General features: G+C 67.0%; 15 protein-coding genes. 11 read left to right on the plus strand and 4 right to left on the minus strand.

The genetic code is table 11. From position 1 onward, the window contains the following. Window positions 1-3: 3 nt before the first annotated feature. Window positions 4-465 carry a PH domain-containing protein gene (locus OK015_RS12900; RefSeq protein ID WP_268132688.1) on the plus strand — a complete coding sequence of 154 codons (462 nt, stop codon included), beginning with the start codon at window positions 4-6 and terminating at the stop codon, window positions 463-465. Window positions 466-501: 36 nt separating this feature from the next. Next, window positions 502-1,185: a hypothetical protein gene (locus OK015_RS12905; RefSeq protein WP_268131950.1), complete on the plus strand. Its 684-nt coding sequence runs from the start codon at window positions 502-504 to the stop codon at window positions 1,183-1,185. A gap of 8 nt (window positions 1,186-1,193) precedes the next feature. On the opposite strand, the gene OK015_RS12910 is transcribed toward OK015_RS12905, so the two are convergent. After that, the gene (locus OK015_RS12910) at window positions 1,194-1,532 is read right to left on the minus strand and encodes a hemophore-related protein (RefSeq protein ID WP_268131952.1); all 339 of its coding nucleotides are present in this window, start codon (window positions 1,530-1,532) and stop codon (window positions 1,194-1,196) included. A 174-nt stretch (window positions 1,533-1,706) separates the two neighbouring features. On the opposite strand from OK015_RS12910, the gene uvrC reads away from it, so the two are divergent. The 5 genes from uvrC (at window position 1,707) to OK015_RS12935 (ending at window position 8,138) form a co-directional block, all read left to right on the plus strand. Beyond that, entirely contained in the window at window positions 1,707-3,659 is a 1,953-nt protein-coding gene (gene uvrC / locus OK015_RS12915) for an excinuclease ABC subunit UvrC (protein WP_268131954.1), read from the plus strand. Further along, entirely contained in the window at window positions 3,656-4,585 is a 930-nt protein-coding gene (rapZ, locus tag OK015_RS12920) for an RNase adapter RapZ (protein WP_268131955.1), read from the plus strand. The genes uvrC and rapZ overlap by 4 nt, the downstream gene beginning before the upstream one ends. Then, complete coding sequence (gene yvcK, locus OK015_RS12925) at window positions 4,582-5,658, plus strand: uridine diphosphate-N-acetylglucosamine-binding protein YvcK (RefSeq protein ID WP_268131956.1); 1,077 nt, start codon at window positions 4,582-4,584, stop codon at window positions 5,656-5,658. Before rapZ ends, yvcK begins: the two co-directional genes overlap by 4 nt. Continuing rightward, window positions 5,655-6,632 (plus strand): DNA-binding protein WhiA, encoded by a 978-nt coding sequence (whiA, locus tag OK015_RS12930; RefSeq protein ID WP_268132690.1) that lies wholly within the window; start codon window positions 5,655-5,657, stop codon window positions 6,630-6,632. Before yvcK ends, whiA begins: the two co-directional genes overlap by 4 nt. A gap of 117 nt (window positions 6,633-6,749) precedes the next feature. After that, complete coding sequence (locus OK015_RS12935; RefSeq protein ID WP_268131958.1) at window positions 6,750-8,138, plus strand: WS/DGAT/MGAT family O-acyltransferase; 1,389 nt, start codon at window positions 6,750-6,752, stop codon at window positions 8,136-8,138. 4 nt (window positions 8,139-8,142) lie between these two features. Here the strand turns inward: OK015_RS12935 and OK015_RS12940 are convergent, their stop codons facing one another. The 3 genes from OK015_RS12940 to OK015_RS12950 are packed head-to-tail and all read right to left on the minus strand — an operon-like array spanning window position 8,143 to window position 11,769. Next, complete coding sequence (locus OK015_RS12940; RefSeq protein WP_268131960.1) at window positions 8,143-9,399, minus strand: alpha/beta hydrolase; 1,257 nt, start codon at window positions 9,397-9,399, stop codon at window positions 8,143-8,145. Continuing rightward, window positions 9,399-11,027: an acyl-CoA ligase FadD12 gene (gene fadD12, locus OK015_RS12945; RefSeq protein WP_268131961.1), complete on the minus strand. Its 1,629-nt coding sequence runs from the start codon at window positions 11,025-11,027 to the stop codon at window positions 9,399-9,401. The genes OK015_RS12940 and fadD12 overlap by 1 nt, the downstream gene beginning before the upstream one ends. Before the next feature lies 1 nt (window position 11,028). After that, complete coding sequence (locus OK015_RS12950; protein ID WP_268132692.1) at window positions 11,029-11,769, minus strand: lysophospholipid acyltransferase family protein; 741 nt, start codon at window positions 11,767-11,769, stop codon at window positions 11,029-11,031. Window positions 11,770-12,403: 634 nt separating this feature from the next. Between OK015_RS12950 and OK015_RS12955 the strand changes: the two genes are divergently transcribed. The 4 genes from OK015_RS12955 (at window position 12,404) to tpiA (ending at window position 16,137) form a co-directional block, all read left to right on the plus strand. Further along, window positions 12,404-12,877: a hypothetical protein gene (locus tag OK015_RS12955; RefSeq protein WP_268131962.1), complete on the plus strand. Its 474-nt coding sequence runs from the start codon at window positions 12,404-12,406 to the stop codon at window positions 12,875-12,877. A 217-nt stretch (window positions 12,878-13,094) separates the two neighbouring features. Beyond that, window positions 13,095-14,114: a type I glyceraldehyde-3-phosphate dehydrogenase gene (gap, locus tag OK015_RS12960; RefSeq protein WP_268131963.1), complete on the plus strand. Its 1,020-nt coding sequence runs from the start codon at window positions 13,095-13,097 to the stop codon at window positions 14,112-14,114. 2 nt (window positions 14,115-14,116) lie between these two features. Beyond that, a complete protein-coding gene (locus OK015_RS12965) occupies window positions 14,117-15,355 on the plus strand; it encodes a phosphoglycerate kinase (protein WP_268131964.1) in 1,239 nt (412 codons plus the stop codon). Then, window positions 15,352-16,137 carry a triose-phosphate isomerase gene (gene tpiA / locus OK015_RS12970; RefSeq protein ID WP_268131966.1) on the plus strand — a complete coding sequence of 262 codons (786 nt, stop codon included), beginning with the start codon at window positions 15,352-15,354 and terminating at the stop codon, window positions 16,135-16,137. The genes OK015_RS12965 and tpiA overlap by 4 nt, the downstream gene beginning before the upstream one ends. Window positions 16,138-16,140: the final 3 nt, after the last annotated feature.

The raw sequence follows: 16,140 nt of genomic DNA on the forward strand, positions 1-16,140 counted from the left end.
CGACTGTCGTCCCGACAGGACTGGGATGTCGAACTGCGTCCACATTGGACGCCGCTATTTGCTTACGGTGCGGCATTTCTGATCGCGATGGCGCATATCGCCGTCGGCTTGCTGCTGAAGACGAGCGCCAGCGGCGTGATCTTCCAAACCGCCGATCAGGTGGCGATGGCCATTCTGGGGCTGCTCATCGCCGGGCTGGTACTGCTGTTCGCCCGGCCCCGGCTGCGAGTCGGGTCGGCCGGGCTCTCGGTGCGAAACCTGTTGGGAGACCGGTTAGTTCCCTGGTCGGAGGTGGTCGGGGTGTCGTTTCCGGCCGGTAGCCGCTGGGCGCACATCGACCTGCCCGACGACGAGTACATCCCGGTGATGGCGATCCAGGCCGTCGACAAGGGCCGGGCCGTGGATGCGATGGACAGGGTGCGGTCGCTGTTGGCCCGCTATCGGCCCGACCTGCGCGCGCGCTGAACACCGGGGGCGACGACATTGCCGTAGGATCGCCCGATGGCGCGTCATTTGCGGGGGGCTGTCGCATCCGTCCTGGTCGCATTGATGCTGTGCGCGTGCACCACGTCGGTCAGCGGCCGCGCGATTCGGGCTCCCGACCAGTCCCCGGGCGCGGGTTCGCCGTCCGCGTCGCCGGCGCCCGCGAGGATGCCGGCGCGCGACTTGCTACTGCAGGATGGGGATACCACGCCTCTTGGTGTGGCGGCCGCGGTTCCGGTGGGCGACAGCTACTTCACCAGCGTCCAGCCGCCCGAATGCTCGGCGGCCCTGCTGTTCAAGGGTTCGCCGCTGCGGCCGGCCCGCTCGTCGGACCACGCCGACTCGGAATACAAGTTCAGCAGCCCGGCGCTCTACGCCGAGTCGGTTGACGTCTACGACAAGAAGTTGAACGCTCAAGAGGTGGTGTGGAAGGGGTTTGGCGCCGTGTCGAAGTGCCACGCCGACGCGATCGGTCATTCCCCACTCGGGGACTTTCAGCCGATGCGGCTCAGCTCCTTCGGCACACCCTCGGGCGGTGTCTTGGTGTGGACCATGGCCCGCCCGGATTGGACCTGCGATTACGGGCTGGTGGTGGTTGCGCGGACAGCGCTGATGCTATCGGCGTGCGACTTCAAACCCGGTTTTCCAATGGCGGACTGGGCCTCGAAAAGAAGAGCGCAACTCGACAGCCGGGCCGCCTGAAAGTTTGCTCAGTAATTCTTGCAGTCGGTCATCATCTGTTTGAAGATCGGGAACGCCTGGTCTGCTCCCGGGTTGTTCTGGATCTGCTTCAGGAGATTGACCCGCTGGTCCGGCGACGATGCCATGAACGTTTGCAGGAATTTCAGGTTGGGCGGCGATTGGTCCAGGTACTGAGCGGCCATCGGGTTCTCCGCGTGCACCGCCCGCATCGCCTGGTCATAGGTGCAGGTCGTGTTGACCATCGGTCCGATATCGGGGACAGCTGACGCGACCCCCGCCCCCGCGCTCAACGACAATGCCAGACAGCTAACCCCAACGGCCAGCCCGGCCAACGGTCGTTTGCTCATTTGTAAGCTCCCTCCAGCTATCGCACCACTCTAGCGCCACAGCTAACACGGTGCTTAGCCCGAACCAGGGCCTCCCAAACCGTCCGGCGCTTTCGCGACCGGCGAAAGGCGGCCAATTTTCGCCATGCGATCCCGATCTGCCGCCGTCCGTTTGGCGGCTACTAGCCTGGATGCGTGCCAGATCCCGCCACGTATCGTCCTGCTCCCGGATCCATTCCGGTCGAGCCGGGCGTCTACCGATTTCGGGACGCGCACGGGCGGGTGATCTATGTCGGCAAGGCCAAGAGCCTGCGCAGCCGGCTGACGTCATATTTCGCCGACATCGCCAATCTGCACCCGCGCACCCGGCAGATGGTGACCACTGCGGCCAAGGTCGAGTGGACGGTGGTCAACACCGAAGTCGAGGCGTTGCAGCTGGAATACAACTGGATCAAGGAATTCGATCCACGTTTCAACGTCCGTTACCGCGACGACAAGTCCTACCCGGTGCTCGCCGTGACTCTCAACGAGGAGTTTCCCCGGCTGATGGTCTATCGCGGTCCACGGCGCAAGGGTGTGCGCTACTTCGGCCCGTACTCGCACGCCTGGGCGATCCGCGAGACGCTGGATCTGCTCACCCGGGTGTTTCCGGCACGTACCTGTTCCGGCGGAGTGTTCAAGCGGCACAAGCAGATCGACCGTCCGTGCCTGCTCGGCTACATCGACAAGTGCTCGGCGCCGTGTGTCGGTAGGGTCAGCGCCGAGCAACATCGCCAGATCGTCGACGACTTTTGCGACTTCCTGTCCGGCAGGACCGACCGGTTTGCCCGCGAGCTGGAACAGCAGATGCACGCGGCGTCCGATCAACTCGATTTCGAACGGGCGGCCCGGTTGCGTGACGATCTCGGCGCGCTCAAGCGGGCGATGGAGAAGCAGGCCGTGGTGCTCGGCGACGGTACCGACGCCGACGTGGTGGCGTTTGCCGACGACGATCTCGAGGCCGCGGTGCAAGTCTTTCACGTTCGCGGTGGCCGGGTCCGCGGTCAGCGCGGCTGGATCGTCGAAAAGTCTGCGGACCCAGGCGATTCGGGCGAGGAGCAGTTGGTCGAACAGTTCCTGACACAGTTCTACGGCGACCAGGCTGAGCTGGATGGCGCCGCCGACGAATCGACCAACCCGGTTCCGCGTGAGGTGCTGGTGCCATGTCTGCCGTCCAACGCCGACGAGTTGACCAGCTGGCTGTCCGGGCTGCGCGGTTCCCGGGTGGCGCTGCGGGTGCCGCGTCGCGGCGACAAGCGGGCACTGGCCGAGACCGTGCAGCGCAACGCGAAAGAAGCGCTGCAGCAACACAAGCTGAAGCGGGCCGGTGATTTCAACGCCAGATCTGCTGCGCTGCAAAATATTCAGGACGCTCTCGGGTTGGCCGATGCGCCGCTGCGGATCGAGTGTGTCGACATCAGCCACGTGCAGGGCACCGATGTGGTTGGCTCGCTGGTGGTGTTCGAGGACGGTCTGCCACGCAAGTCGGACTACCGGCACTTCGGGATCCGGGAAGCCGCCGGCCAAGGACGCTCCGACGACGTCGCCTCCATTGCCGAGGTGACCCGCCGCCGTTTCCTGCGGCATCTCAGCGACCAGGGCGACCCGAATATGCTTTCCGCGGAAGGCAAATCACGCCGGTTCGCCTACCCGCCCAATCTGTACGTCGTCGACGGCGGCGCGCCGCAAGTCAACGCGGCCAGCGCGGTTCTCGAGGAGCTGGGCGTCACCGATGTCGCGGTGATCGGCCTGGCCAAGCGGCTGGAAGAGGTGTGGGTGCCGTCGGAGCCGGATCCCATCGTCATGCCGCGCAATAGCGAGGGGCTTTATCTTTTGCAGCGCGTGCGCGACGAGGCGCACCGCTTCGCGATCACCTACCATCGCAGCAAGCGATCCAAGCGAATGACCGCGTCGGCGCTGGATTCGGTGCCAGGATTGGGGGAGCATCGCCGCAAGGCGCTGGTCACTCACTTCGGATCGATAGCCCGCCTCAAGGAGGCCACCGTCGACCAGATCACTGCCGTTCCGGGTATCGGCGTGGCAACGGCCACGGCCGTCCTCGAGGCGCTGCGACCCCAGCAATCCGAGCAACCCGGAGCCTCGGCATGACGAGTCACTACGGGGACAGCGAACGGCACGCGGAACTGACCGACGGCCACGCCGCCGATGCCGCCGGGATCGACGTCGTTCTGGTCACCGGACTGTCGGGGGCGGGACGGGGAACGGCGGCCAAGGTGCTCGAGGACCTCGGCTGGTATGTCGCCGACAACCTGCCGCCGCAGCTCATCACGCGGATGGTGGATTTCGGTCTGGCGGCCGGATCGCGGATCACCCAGCTCGCCGTCGTGATGGACGTGCGGTCGCGCGGATTCACCGGCGACCTCGACGAGGTGCGCACCGAACTGGCCACCCGCAATATCACCCCGCGCGTGGTGTTCATGGAAGCCTCCGACGACATGTTGGTACGCCGCTACGAGCAGAATCGCCGCAGCCATCCGCTGCAGGGCCAGCAGACGCTGGCCGAGGGCATTGCGGCCGAGCGCCGGATGCTGGCATCGGTTCGAGCGACCGCGGACCTGATCATCGACACCTCGACCCTGTCGGTACGGGGCCTGCGGGAAAGCATCGAGCGCGCCTTCGGTGGCGACGCGAGCACGTCGACGAGCGTCACCGTCGAGTCGTTCGGATTCAAGTACGGCCTGCCGATGGACGCCGACATGGTGATGGATGTGCGATTTCTGCCGAACCCGCACTGGGTCGACGAGTTGCGGCCGCTCACCGGGCAACATCCGGCGGTGCGCGATTACGTGGTGGGGCAACCGGGCGCGGCGGAGTTTCTCGCCACTTACCATCGATTGCTATCTCTGGTTGTCGACGGCTACCGCCGGGAGGGCAAGCGCTATATGACGGTCGCGATCGGCTGCACCGGCGGCAAACACCGCAGCGTCGCGATTGCGGAGGCATTGATGCAGTTGTTGCGGGCCGATCAACAACTGTCGGTGCGGGTGTTGCACCGGGATCTGGGCCGCGAATGAGCCCGCCACAGAGCGAGGGCATCGTCGCGCTGGGCGGTGGACACGGTTTGTACGCGACGCTGTCGGCGGCGCGCCGGCTGACCCCTTACGTCACCGCCATCGTGACCGTCGCCGACGACGGCGGCTCGTCGGGCCGGCTGCGTAGCGAATTGGACGTGGTGCCGCCGGGCGATCTGCGAATGGCGTTGGCGGCGTTGGCATCCGACAGTCCATACGGGCGTCTGTGGGCGACCATCCTGCAGCATCGATTCGGCGGTAGTGGGGCCCTGGCCGGACATCCGATCGGCAACCTGATGCTGGCCGGGCTGTCTGAGGTACTGGCCGATCCGGTCGCCGCCCTCGACGAGCTGGGGCGGATCCTCGGCGTCAAAGGCCGGGTGCTGCCGATGTGTCCGATCGCGCTGCAGATCGAAGCCGATGTGTCCGGACTGGAGGGCGACCCGCGGATATTCCGGGTGATCCGCGGTCAGGTCGCCATCGCGACCACGCCGGGCAAGGTGCGCCGCGTGCGACTGCTCCCGCCGGATCCGCCGGCGACCCGGCAGGCGGTCGACGCGATCATGGCCGCCGACCTCGTGGTGCTGGGGCCCGGCTCGTGGTTCACCAGCGTGATCCCGCACGTGCTGGTCCCGGAGCTGGCCGCGGCCCTGCAGGCCACCACGGCACGGCGTGCGCTGGTGCTCAACCTGGTGGCCGAGCCGGGGGAGACGGCCGGTTTCTCGGTGGAGCGTCATCTGCATGTCTTGGCGCAGCACGCGCCCGGTTTCACCGTCAACGACATCATCATCGACGTCGATCGAGTGCCGAGCGAGCGGGAGCGCGAGCAGCTGCGCCGCACTGCGACCCTGCTGAGAGCCGAGGTCCACTTCGCCGACGTGGCCCGACCTGGTACACCTTTACATGATCCGGGCAAGCTTGCGGCGGCTCTGGACGGGGTCCGAACGGGCCGCACGGGTCCGGCAGCGCCTTCGGCGAAGGCCACCGCAGAGATTCGGGTCGACGGTGAAAGTCCACCGACGGGCGTGAACGGACCGGCTGGCAGCGGACCAAGGGGTGACGACGCGTGGCGATGACGACCGAAGTCAAGGACGAGCTGAGCCGCTTGGTAGTGAAGTCGGTGAGCGCGCGTCGAGCAGAGGTCACCGCCCTACTGAGGTTCGCCGGCGGGTTGCACATCGTGGGTGGTCGGGTGGTCGTCGAGGCCGAGGTGGACCTGGGCAACATCGCCCGCCGGCTGCGCAAGGACATCTTCGACCTGTATGGCTACAACGCGGTCGTGCATGTGTTGTCGGCCAGTGGGATTCGCAAGAGCACCCGGTACGTGCTGCGGGTGGCCAACGACGGCGAGGCGCTGGCCCGCCAGACCGGGCTGCTCGACATGCGGGGGCGTCCGGTGCGGGGTCTGCCGGCCCAGGTCGTCGGCGGCAGCATCGGGGACGCCGAAGCCGCATGGCGCGGCGCATTTTTGGCGCATGGATCGCTGACCGAGCCCGGACGTTCGTCGGCGCTGGAGGTCAGCTGCCCCGGCCCGGAAGCGGCGCTGGCATTGGTGGGCGCGGCCCGTCGGCTTGGGGTCAGCGCGAAGGCGCGCGAGGTGCGCGGCGCCGATCGCGTGGTGGTGCGCGACGGCGAGGCGATCGGTGCGTTGCTGACCCGGATGGGCGCCCAGGACACCCGGCTGATCTGGGAGGAGCGCCGGATGCGCCGCGAGGTGCGGGCGACGGCCAACCGGCTCGCCAATTTCGACGACGCCAACCTGCGCCGGTCGGCACGGGCCGCGGTCGCCGCGGCGGCCCGGGTGGAGCGGGCGCTGGAGATCCTCGGCGACACCGTCCCCGACCACCTGGCCACGGCCGGCAAGCTGCGGGTTGAGCATCGGCAGGCTTCCCTGGAGGAGCTGGGCCGGCTCGCCGACCCGCCGATGACGAAAGATGCTGTGGCGGGCCGTATTCGGCGCTTGCTGTCGATGGCCGACCGCAAGGCGAAGGTCGACGGCATCCCCGACACCGAGTCGGCCGTGACGCCCGATTTGTTGGAAGACGCCTAGCCGCGTCTGGGGGTGCGGGAAGCCGCGAAGCGGCGCGGGGGAGCGATATGGGGGGCGCGTGGTGGGATTGTCGCGGATAGCTCAACGGGATTTGCTGGCGCGGGCTACGGTCATCCCATGAAGCGGCTTTCGAGTGTTGATGCGGCATTTTGGTCGGCGGAAACTGCGGGCTGGCACATGCACGTGGGTGCGCTGGCGATCTGTGATCCCAGCGATGCGCCCGACTACAGTTTCGCCCGACTTCGGGAAATGCTGATCGAGCGACTGCCCGAATTGCCCCAGTTGCGCTGGCGGGTCACCGGGGCGCCGCTCGGTCTGGACCGACCCTGGTTCGTCGAAGACGAGGACCTCGACATCGACTACCACCTGCGGCGCATCGGCGTTCCCGGGCCCGGGGGTCGCCGCGAGCTCGAGGAGCTGGTGGGCCGGCTGATGTCCTACAAGCTGGACCGCTCGCGGCCGCTGTGGGAGCTCTGGGTGATCGAGGGGGTCGAGGGCGGCCGGGTAGCCACGCTGACCAAGATGCATCACGCGATCGTCGACGGGGTGTCCGGGGCCGGGCTGGGCGAAATCCTGTTGGACGTCACGCCGGAACCCCGCCCGCCGCAACAACAGACGGTGGGATCGCTGGTGGGAAACAAGATTCCGGGGATTGAGCGGCGTGCGGTGGGCGCACTGATCAACGTCGGCGTCAAGACGCCGTTCCGCGTCGCCCGGTTGGTGGAACAGACGGTGCGCCAGCAGATCGCCGCGCTGGGTCTGACCAGTAGGCCGCCCCGATTCTTCGAAGCGCCCAAGACGCGGTTCAATGCGTCGGTCTCGCCGCACCGGCGGGTGACCGGCTGCCGCGTCGAGCTGGCCCGGGCCAAGGCCGTCAAGGATGCCTACGGTGTCAAGCTCAACGACGTCGTGCTGGCGCTGGTGGCCGGCGCCGCCCGCGACTACCTACAGAAACGCGGAGAGCTGCCGGCCAAGCCGCTGATCGCGCAGATCCCGGTCTCCACCCGAACCGACGAGAACAAGGACGACGTCGGCAACAAGATCAGCTCGATGACCGCGTCCCTTGCCACCGACATCGAGGACCCGGCCGAGCGGTTGCGCGCCATCCACGAAAGCACCACGAGCGCCAAGGTCATGGCCCAGGCCTTGTCCGCGCATCAGATCATGGGGCTCACCGAGACCACACCGCCCGGGCTGCTGCAGTTGGCCGCGCGGGCCTACACGGCCAGCGGGCTGTCGCGAAACCTCGCTCCGATCAATCTGGTCGTGTCGAATGTTCCGGGACCGCCGGTGCCGCTGTACATGGCAGGCGCAAAACTGGACATGCTGGCGCCGCTGGGACCGCCGGTGATGGACGTCGCGCTGAACATCACCTGCTTCTCTTATCAGGACTCCCTGGACTTCGGTTTTGTGACAACCCCCGAGATCGCCAATGACATCGACCAAATGGCCGATGCGATCGAGGCGGCGCTGACCGAACTCGAGAAGGCCGCGCCGTCGGGCTAGGCGGTCAGTCGCGGCGCAGATAGGTCGTCGCGTACACCCAGGACAAAAAGCGCGCGACGGCCTCGGCCGATTTGTGTGCCCGCGGGGAACCGAATATGTCGAAAGCATGTTGTGCGTAAGGCAACTCGGCATAGGCGACGGGGGATTTCGACACCGCTCGCAGTTCCGCTACGAACTCCTGCGCCTCGCCGACGGGGATCAGCGAGTCGTCGTGCCCGTGCAGGATGAAGAACGGTGGCGCGTCGGCGCGCAGTTGCCGGATCGGTGACGCATTGAGATAGACGTCGCGGTGCGTGTCGAGTTCGCGCTTCACGACGAACTTTTCGAGCAGCTCGACGAACTCGCGGCGACCTTCGCCGGCAGTGGAAAACCAGTCGTAGCGTCCGTACACCGGAACCGCGGCGACCACCGACGTGTCAGCGTCTTCGAAACCGGGCTGGAATTCGGGGTCATTGGGTGTCAGCGCGGCCAGCGCGGAAAGGTGCCCGCCCGCGGAACCGCCGGTGATGGCAACGAAATTCGGGTCGCCGCCGTAGGCTGCGATGTTCTCCTTCACCCACGCCAGCGCCCGTTTGACGTCGACGATGTGGTCGGGCCAGGTGTGCTTCGGAGAAACCCGATAGCCCACCGACACGCACACCCAGCCGCGCGCGGCCAGATGGCTCATCAGGGGATAGGCCTGCGGGCGGCGCATCCCGATCACCCAGGCACCGCCGGGGATCTGCACCAGTACCGGCGCCTTGCCGTCCCGCGGCAGGTCGCGGCGGCGCCAGATATCGGCCCGATTGGCGCGGTGCGGCCCGTAGGAGACGACGTTGGTCTTCTCGACGTAGCGCCGGCGCGCCACCGCGATGCCCCGCGGCAGGCTGAGCCGCCCCCGGCGCTCCGGCTCGGTCTGCGGCAGCGAGGCCACCGCCTCGGCGTAATCGGCCCCCAGCTGTTCGCGCAGCCCCGCCTCCAGCACCGGGCCGGGGGTGGTGACGTTGCGATAGCGGATCACCGCGAGGATCGCCCAGGACGCCGCCGTCAGGGCCAGCGCCGCCTTGCCCCGGCGCCCGGCGAAGTCACCGCGGCGGCCACGCCGCAGTACGTCCAGCAACGAGGCGCCCGCGTACAGGCCGGGCACTTCCGACGTCGGCCAGCCGAACCAGAACACCAACACCGTGGTGTAGCCCTTGCGGGCCAGCGGTCGTAATCCGTTGGCGGCGTTGGCCAATTCCAGCGCAGCGCGCGCCAGCGGCCGGGGCTTGAGGCGGCGCATCAGCCGCTCACCCGGGATTGCAGTTCGGCGCGCACGATCTTGCCGGTGCTGCCGCGGGGGAGCTCGTCGAGAACCGAAATCTCGCGCGGCACTTTGTAGTTGGCCAGGTTGTCCCGGACGTGTTGCTTGAGCGTCTCGGGCGTCGTACTCGAGTCGGGCTCGAGTACCACGAACGCCGCCAGGCGCTGCCCGTACTCCTCGTCGTCGACACCGATGACCGCGGCCTCGGCCACCTCGGGATGTGCGGAAAGCGTTTTCTCCACCTCGATCGGATACACGTTCTCGCCGCCGGAGACGATCATCTCGTCGTCGCGGCCGACGACGAACAACCGTCCGGCCGCATCGAGATAACCGACGTCGCCCGACGACATGAACCCGGCGTGGAAATCTTTGGTCTTGCCGGAGGTGTAACCGTCGAATTGGGTGTCGTTGCGCACGAAGATGGTGCCGACCTCGCCGGTGGGCATCTCGTTGAATTCCGGGTCCAGGATCCGGATTTCGGTTCCGCCCGCCGGCTTGCCCGCGGTGTCCGGCGCGGCGCGCAGATCCGCCGGCGTGGCGGTGGCGATCATGCCCGCCTCGGTGGCGTTGTAGTTGTTGTAGATCACGTCGCCGAACCGGTCCATGAACGCGGTGACCACATCGGGCCGCATCCGCGAACCCGATGCCGCGGCGAAGCGAAGGGAGCGGCCGCTGTAGCGGTTTCGGACGTCGTCGGGCAGATCCATGATGCGGTCGAACATCACCGGGACCACCGCCAGGCCCGTCGCCTGGTGCCGGTCGACCAGGTCCAGCGTCGCCTCCGGGTCGAACTTGCGCCGGGTGACGATCGTGCACGCCATCGACGCGGCGAAGATCAACTGTGAGAAGCCCCACGCGTGGAACATCGGCGCGACGATCACGATCGTCTCCTCCGCGCGCCACGGCGTGCGGTCCAGGATCGCCTTGAGCGTGCCGATCCCGGCGCCGCCGCCCGACTGCCTGGCGCCCTTGGGACTTCCGGTGGTCCCGGAGGTCAGCAGGATCATCTTGCCCTTGCGGCCGGTACGCTCCGGCTGCTGCCCGAGGTGGTCGGTGATGAGTTTCTCGACGGTCAGCTCGTGCTGGTCCGCGGTCCAGGCGACGATGCGGGTGGCGTTCGGTTTGTCGGCCAGCGCGCGGTCGACCGTCGCGGTGAATTCCTCGTCGTAGATGGCGGCGTCGACGCCTTCGCGGTTGACCACCTCGGCCATCGCCGGCCCGGCGAACGACGTGTTCAGCAGCACGACGTCGGAGCCGATCCGGTTGGCCGCCACCAGCGCCTCGACGAAGCCGCGGTGATTGCGGCACATGATCCCGATCACCTTCGGCTGTCCGGAAGGCAGGGCCTGCAATGCGGCCCCCAGCGCGTTGATCCGCTCGTCGAGCTGCCGCCAGGTCAGCGTGCCGAGTTCGTCGATCAGGGCGGGCCGGTCCGGGCAACGCTGCGCGGCGCCGGCGAAACCCACCGTCATGCCCATGCCCTCGCGACGCATCGCCGCGGCCATCTTCAGGTAGCGGTCGGGTCGCATCGGCGCGATCATGCCGGCGCGTCGCAGCGTGGACACGACGCCTAAGACGCCGCGAGCCTGATCCAGGAGGGATGCCATGTCAGCCCAGAATCGGGAAGCGTCGCTTGGCGGCCAGCTCGTTGAGGGCCTCCTGCATGACCGAGCGCACGTGCGCGTCGACCTGGTCGACGTCGGGGTCCTCGCCGAACTGCGCGACGATGTCGATCGGTTCCAGCACCTGCGTGACGATCTTGGTGGGCAGCGGCACGTTGGGGGGGACGACGGCGCTCAGCCCGAACGGGAAGCCGAACGACACCGGCAGGATGGCGCTGCGCAGCAGGCGCTTGATCCCCAGCCGCTCGGCCAGCCAGGTGCCGCGGGTCAGGTAAAGCTGGGTCTCCTGGCCGCCGATAGACACCGCGGGAACGATCGGCACACCGGCTTCGATCGCCGTGCTGACGTAGCCCTTGCGGCCGTTGAAGTCGATGACGTTCTCCGAGCGGGTCGGCCGGTAGGCGTCGTAGTCACCGCCGGGAAAGACCACCACCACGCCGCCGGACCGCAACGCCTTGGCGGCGTTCTTCCGATTGGCCGGGATGTAGCCGGTGCGCCGGAACAGGCCGCCCGTCACGCCCATGAACAAGATGTCGTGGCTGAGCGTGTAGACCGGCCGGTCGTAGCCGAACTTCTCGTAGAAGTCGATGCTGAAGATCGGAACGTCCATCGGGAGCATGCCGCCGGAGTGGTTGCCGACCACCAGTGCTCCGCCGGGCGGGAAGGAATCCAGACCGTGCACCTCGGACCGGAAATACCTCTTCAAGACCGGGCGCATCACGTCCATCAGGCGCTGGGTCAGCCCCGGGTCGAATTGGCCGATCTCGGGTTCGTCACCACTGGTGTCGCCCGCTTCGCTCACCGATGCCCCCTTTGGCTTCCTCGAGACTTCCCGAGCCGAGTCCCTAGATGGTAGCTAGGGCGTTGCATCGCATGGCTGGCAGGCAAACACTCTTACTGCCCGGCAACCGGATGAGCGCCGGAATGAACGCTAGATGACGGGAGGGGAAATGGCCGGAATCGGTTGGGGTCGGGCGGCCGCATCGGCGAACACGGGCCGAGCTCGCGAGGACTTCAGCACGGACGTGTTCGAACAAACAAAAGCCGAAAAATGTGAGCTGGACTACACATTCGTCGATTGACGGCGAAGCCGAATTGACCCTCGACGGCATGCGACGACGGACGTGGCGGCCCACCGGCGGGTGTCTCCGGTGACCGTGCGTCCGACTCGCCAACGCTGTTCGTAGTCGTCGTCCAATGAGCGGCCGAAGCAAATACCGTCCCCGCAGTGGCCGAGTCGGCGTGCACTCCGTGCGAGCAAATGCGACCTACGGATCTCGCCGAACTATCTGGCGTCGGGCGGATTTCGGGAGTTATTGTTACCGCGCTGAGTGCTGAACTGCCAGTTGAGAGAAGAAGAGATGGACTTCGCTGGTTTATCCGACGAGCGTGACGCGCGCTCGGCCGCACCGCACAGGTCGAGCGGTGGTCGTGACCGGCGCGTGCGGACACCTCACGGGACCGCAATCCGTCCCGGTTCGGGGCACGTCCATCAATCAGGGTCGGCGCTGACCACGAACCGGCCCGCGGGTGCTTTCGACCGTGCCGCGGCCGACACGGCGGATCAGCGCCAGGCGGACTACTTTTTGCGGCTGCTCACTCAGAATCGCCGTCTGATCGAACAACGGATCGACGGCTACCACAAGGCGATTGCTGTCGCCGAAGCCCGGGGTGACGCCGAAAGTGCGACCGTCTTCCGGCGTACGGCGCGCATCGAGGAGCAGGAACGCAATGCTCTCGACAGCCTGATCGACAACCTGCACCGCCGGTTTCCCGTGGAGCCGCCGCCCGAGCTTTCGCCGATCGAGCGAGAGCCGCGGCTTGTGGTCCGGTAGGGCCGCAACAACCTCCTCACGCCGTCGCCCGGCCTGAATCCGCGGGCGCCGTCGAGCTCGCCGTTTAACTCGATCCCGCACAACTTGAATCCAGAAGCGCGCGGGCATAGCGTCCTCGAAGGTTTCGGGACTGTTACCGGCTCCGCGACCGTTGCTAGTACTGATCTAGGCTGACGGCCAGGGTTAACTGCAGACTTGAAGACGAGGGAGAAACACCGTGACAGTCCGAGTAGGCATCAACGGCTTCGGTCGGATCGGACGCAATTTCTATCGTGCGTTGTTGGCCCAGCAGGAGAAGGGCGGTGCTGACATCGAGGTGGTCGCCGTCAACGACATCACCGACAACAGCACCCTGGCGCACCTGTTGAAATTCGACTCCATCCTGGGCCGGCTGCCCCACGACGTGAGCCTCGAAGGCGAGGACACCATCGTGGTGGGCCCGGCAAAGATCAAGGCGCTGGCGGTTCGTGAGGGACCGGCCGCGCTGCCGTGGGGTGACCTGGGTGTCGACGTCGTCGTCGAGTCCACGGGCATCTTCACCGCCCGCGCCAAGGCGCAGGGCCATCTGGACGCCGGCGCCAAGAAGGTGATCATCTCCGCGCCCGCCAGCGACGAGGACATCACCATCGTGCTCGGCGTCAACGACGACAAGTACGACGGCAGCCAGAACATCATCTCCAACGCGTCGTGCACCACGAACTGCCTCGGGCCGCTGGCCAAGGTCCTCAATGACGAGTTCGGCATCGTCAAGGGCCTGATGACCACGATCCACGCGTACACCCAGGACCAGAACCTGCAGGACGGGCCGCACAAGGACCTGCGCCGCGCCCGCGCCGCCGGTCTGAACATCGTGCCGACCTCCACCGGTGCGGCCAAGGCCATCGGCCTGGTGCTGCCCGAGTTGAAGGGCAAGCTCGACGGATATGCGCTGCGGGTGCCGATTCCCACCGGCTCGGTCACCGACCTGACCGCGGAGCTGAACAAGGCGGCCACCGCCGCCGAGATCAACGCCGCGATGAAGGCGGCGGCCGAGGGGCCGATGAAGGGCATCCTGAAGTACTACGACGCCCCGATCGTGTCCAGCGACATCGTCACCGACCCGCACAGCTCGATCTTCGACTCCGGTTTGACCAAGGTGATCGACAACCAGGCCAAGGTGGTCTCGTGGTACGACAACGAATGGGGTTACTCCAACCGCCTCGTTGACCTGGTCTCGCTGGTCGGCAAGTCGCTCTAACCGTGGGCGTTCCAAACCTCGAAGACCTTCTGTCCGAGGGTGTTTCGGGTCGTGCCGTGCTGGTGCGTTCAGATTTGAACGTCCCGCTCGACGATGCGGGCAAGATCACCGATCCGGGCCGGATCACCGCGTCGGTCCCGACCCTTAAGGCGCTTTTGGATGCCGGCGCCAAGGTGGTGGTGACCGCGCATCTGGGTCGTCCCAAGGACGGGCCCGACCCCAAGCTGTCGCTGGCGCCGGTCGCGGCCGCGCTGGGCGAGCAGCTGGGTCGGCATGTGCAGCTGGCGGGTGACGTGGTCGGTACCGATGCGCTCGCCCGTGCCGAGGGTCTGACCGACGGCGACGTCCTGCTGCTGGAGAACATCCGGTTCGATGCGCGTGAGACCAGCAAGGACGACGGCCAGCGGCTGGCCCTGGCCAAGCAGCTGGCGGAATTGGTCTCGCCGGGAGGGGCTTTCGTCTCCGACGGCTTCGGCGTGGTGCACCGCAAGCAGGCCTCGGTGTACGACATCGCCACGCTGCTGCCGCACTACGCCGGCACGCTGGTGGCCGACGAGATCCGGGTGCTCGAGCAGCTGACCAGCTCGACCACCCGCCCCTACGCGGTCGTGCTCGGCGGTTCCAAGGTGTCCGACAAGCTCGGCGTCATCGAGTCGCTGGCGACCAAAGCCGACAGCATCGTGATCGGCGGCGGGATGTGCTTCACTTTCCTTGCCGCACAGGGATTTTCGGTGGGCAGATCGCTGCTCGAAGAAAACATGATCGAGACCTGCCGCAACCTGCTGGACACCTACGCCGACGTGCTGCGGCTGCCGGGCGACATCGTGGTGACCGAGAACTTCGCCGCCGACTCGCCACCACAGTTTGTGGCCGCCAACGCGATTCCGGACGACCTGATGGGCCTGGATATCGGACCGGGTTCGATCAAGCGGTTCGCCACGTTGCTGTCCAACGCTCGAACGGTGTTCTGGAACGGCCCGATGGGCGTCTTCGAATTCCCGGCATACGCCGCGGGCACCAAGGGTGTCGCCGACGCGATCGTCGCGGCCACCGGCAAGGGTGCGTTCAGCGTGGTGGGCGGTGGTGATTCCGCCGCCGCGGTCCGCGCGCTGAAAATCCCCGAGGACGCCTTCTCGCACATCTCCACCGGCGGTGGCGCATCGCTGGAGTACCTGGAGGGCAAATCGCTCCCCGGCATCGAGGTTCTGGGTCGCCCGCAGCCGAGCGAAGGAGAGTCGTGAGCCGTAAGCCGCTGATCGCCGGCAACTGGAAGATGAACCTCAATCACTTCGAGGCCATCGCGCTGGTCCAGAAGATCGCATTCGCGTTGCCGGACAAGTACTTCGACAAGGTCGACGTCACGGTGTTGCCCCCGTTCACCAACCTGCGCAGTGTGCAGACCCTGGTCGACGGCGACAAGCTGCGGTTGACCTACGGCGCCCAGGATCTGTCTCAGCACGAGTCGGGTGCCTACACCGGCGACATCAGCGGCACCTTCCTGGCCAAGCTGGGCTGCAGCTACGTCGTCGTCGGCCACTCGGAGCGGCGGACCTATCACAACGAGGACGACGCACTGGTGGCCGCCAAGGCCGCGGCCGCGCTCAAGAACGGCCTGACCCCGATCGTGTGCGTCGGCGAACACCTCGACGTCCGGGAGGCCGGCGAGCATGTCAGCCACTGCGAGAAGCAGGTGCGCGAGTCACTGGCCGGGCTGTCGGGCGATCAGATCGGCCAGGTCGTCATCGCCTACGAGCCGGTCTGGGCGATCGGAACCGGCCGGGTGGCCAGTGCCGGGGACGCCCAGGAGGTATGCGCGGCGATCCGCACGCAGCTGGGCGCGCTGGCGTCACCGCAGACCGCCGAGACCGTGCGGGTGCTCTACGGCGGCTCGGTGAGCGCTAAGAACGTCGGCGAGATCGTCGCGCAGGACGACGTCGACGGTGGCCTGGTCGGGGGCGCGTCGCTGGACGGCGAGCAGTTCGCGACGCTGGCCGCCATCGCCGCCGGTGGGCCGCTGCCCTAGCTT

Source organism: Mycobacterium sp. Aquia_216, from assembly GCF_026723865.1.
Lineage (GTDB): Bacteria > Actinomycetota > Actinomycetes > Mycobacteriales > Mycobacteriaceae > Mycobacterium.

What these genes read in the sequence shown, in the direction of transcription:
- OK015_RS12905 (WP_268131950.1), top strand. Translation starts at nt 502, where the DNA reads ATGGCGCGTCATTTGCGGGGGGCTGTCGCATCCGTCCTGGTCGCATTG.
- OK015_RS12910 (WP_268131952.1), bottom strand. Translation starts at nt 1,532, where the DNA reads ATGAGCAAACGACCGTTGGCCGGGCTGGCCGTTGGGGTTAGCTGTCTG.
- rapZ (WP_268131955.1), top strand. Translation starts at nt 3,656, where the DNA reads ATGACGAGTCACTACGGGGACAGCGAACGGCACGCGGAACTGACCGAC.
- yvcK (WP_268131956.1), top strand. Translation starts at nt 4,582, where the DNA reads ATGAGCCCGCCACAGAGCGAGGGCATCGTCGCGCTGGGCGGTGGACAC.
- whiA (WP_268132690.1), top strand. Translation starts at nt 5,655, where the DNA reads ATGACGACCGAAGTCAAGGACGAGCTGAGCCGCTTGGTAGTGAAGTCG.
- OK015_RS12935 (WP_268131958.1), top strand. Translation starts at nt 6,750, where the DNA reads ATGAAGCGGCTTTCGAGTGTTGATGCGGCATTTTGGTCGGCGGAAACT.
- OK015_RS12940 (WP_268131960.1), bottom strand. Translation starts at nt 9,399, where the DNA reads ATGCGCCGCCTCAAGCCCCGGCCGCTGGCGCGCGCTGCGCTGGAATTG.
- fadD12 (WP_268131961.1), bottom strand. Translation starts at nt 11,027, where the DNA reads ATGGCATCCCTCCTGGATCAGGCTCGCGGCGTCTTAGGCGTCGTGTCC.
- OK015_RS12950 (WP_268132692.1), bottom strand. Translation starts at nt 11,769, where the DNA reads ATGGACGTGATGCGCCCGGTCTTGAAGAGGTATTTCCGGTCCGAGGTG.
- OK015_RS12955 (WP_268131962.1), top strand. Translation starts at nt 12,404, where the DNA reads ATGGACTTCGCTGGTTTATCCGACGAGCGTGACGCGCGCTCGGCCGCA.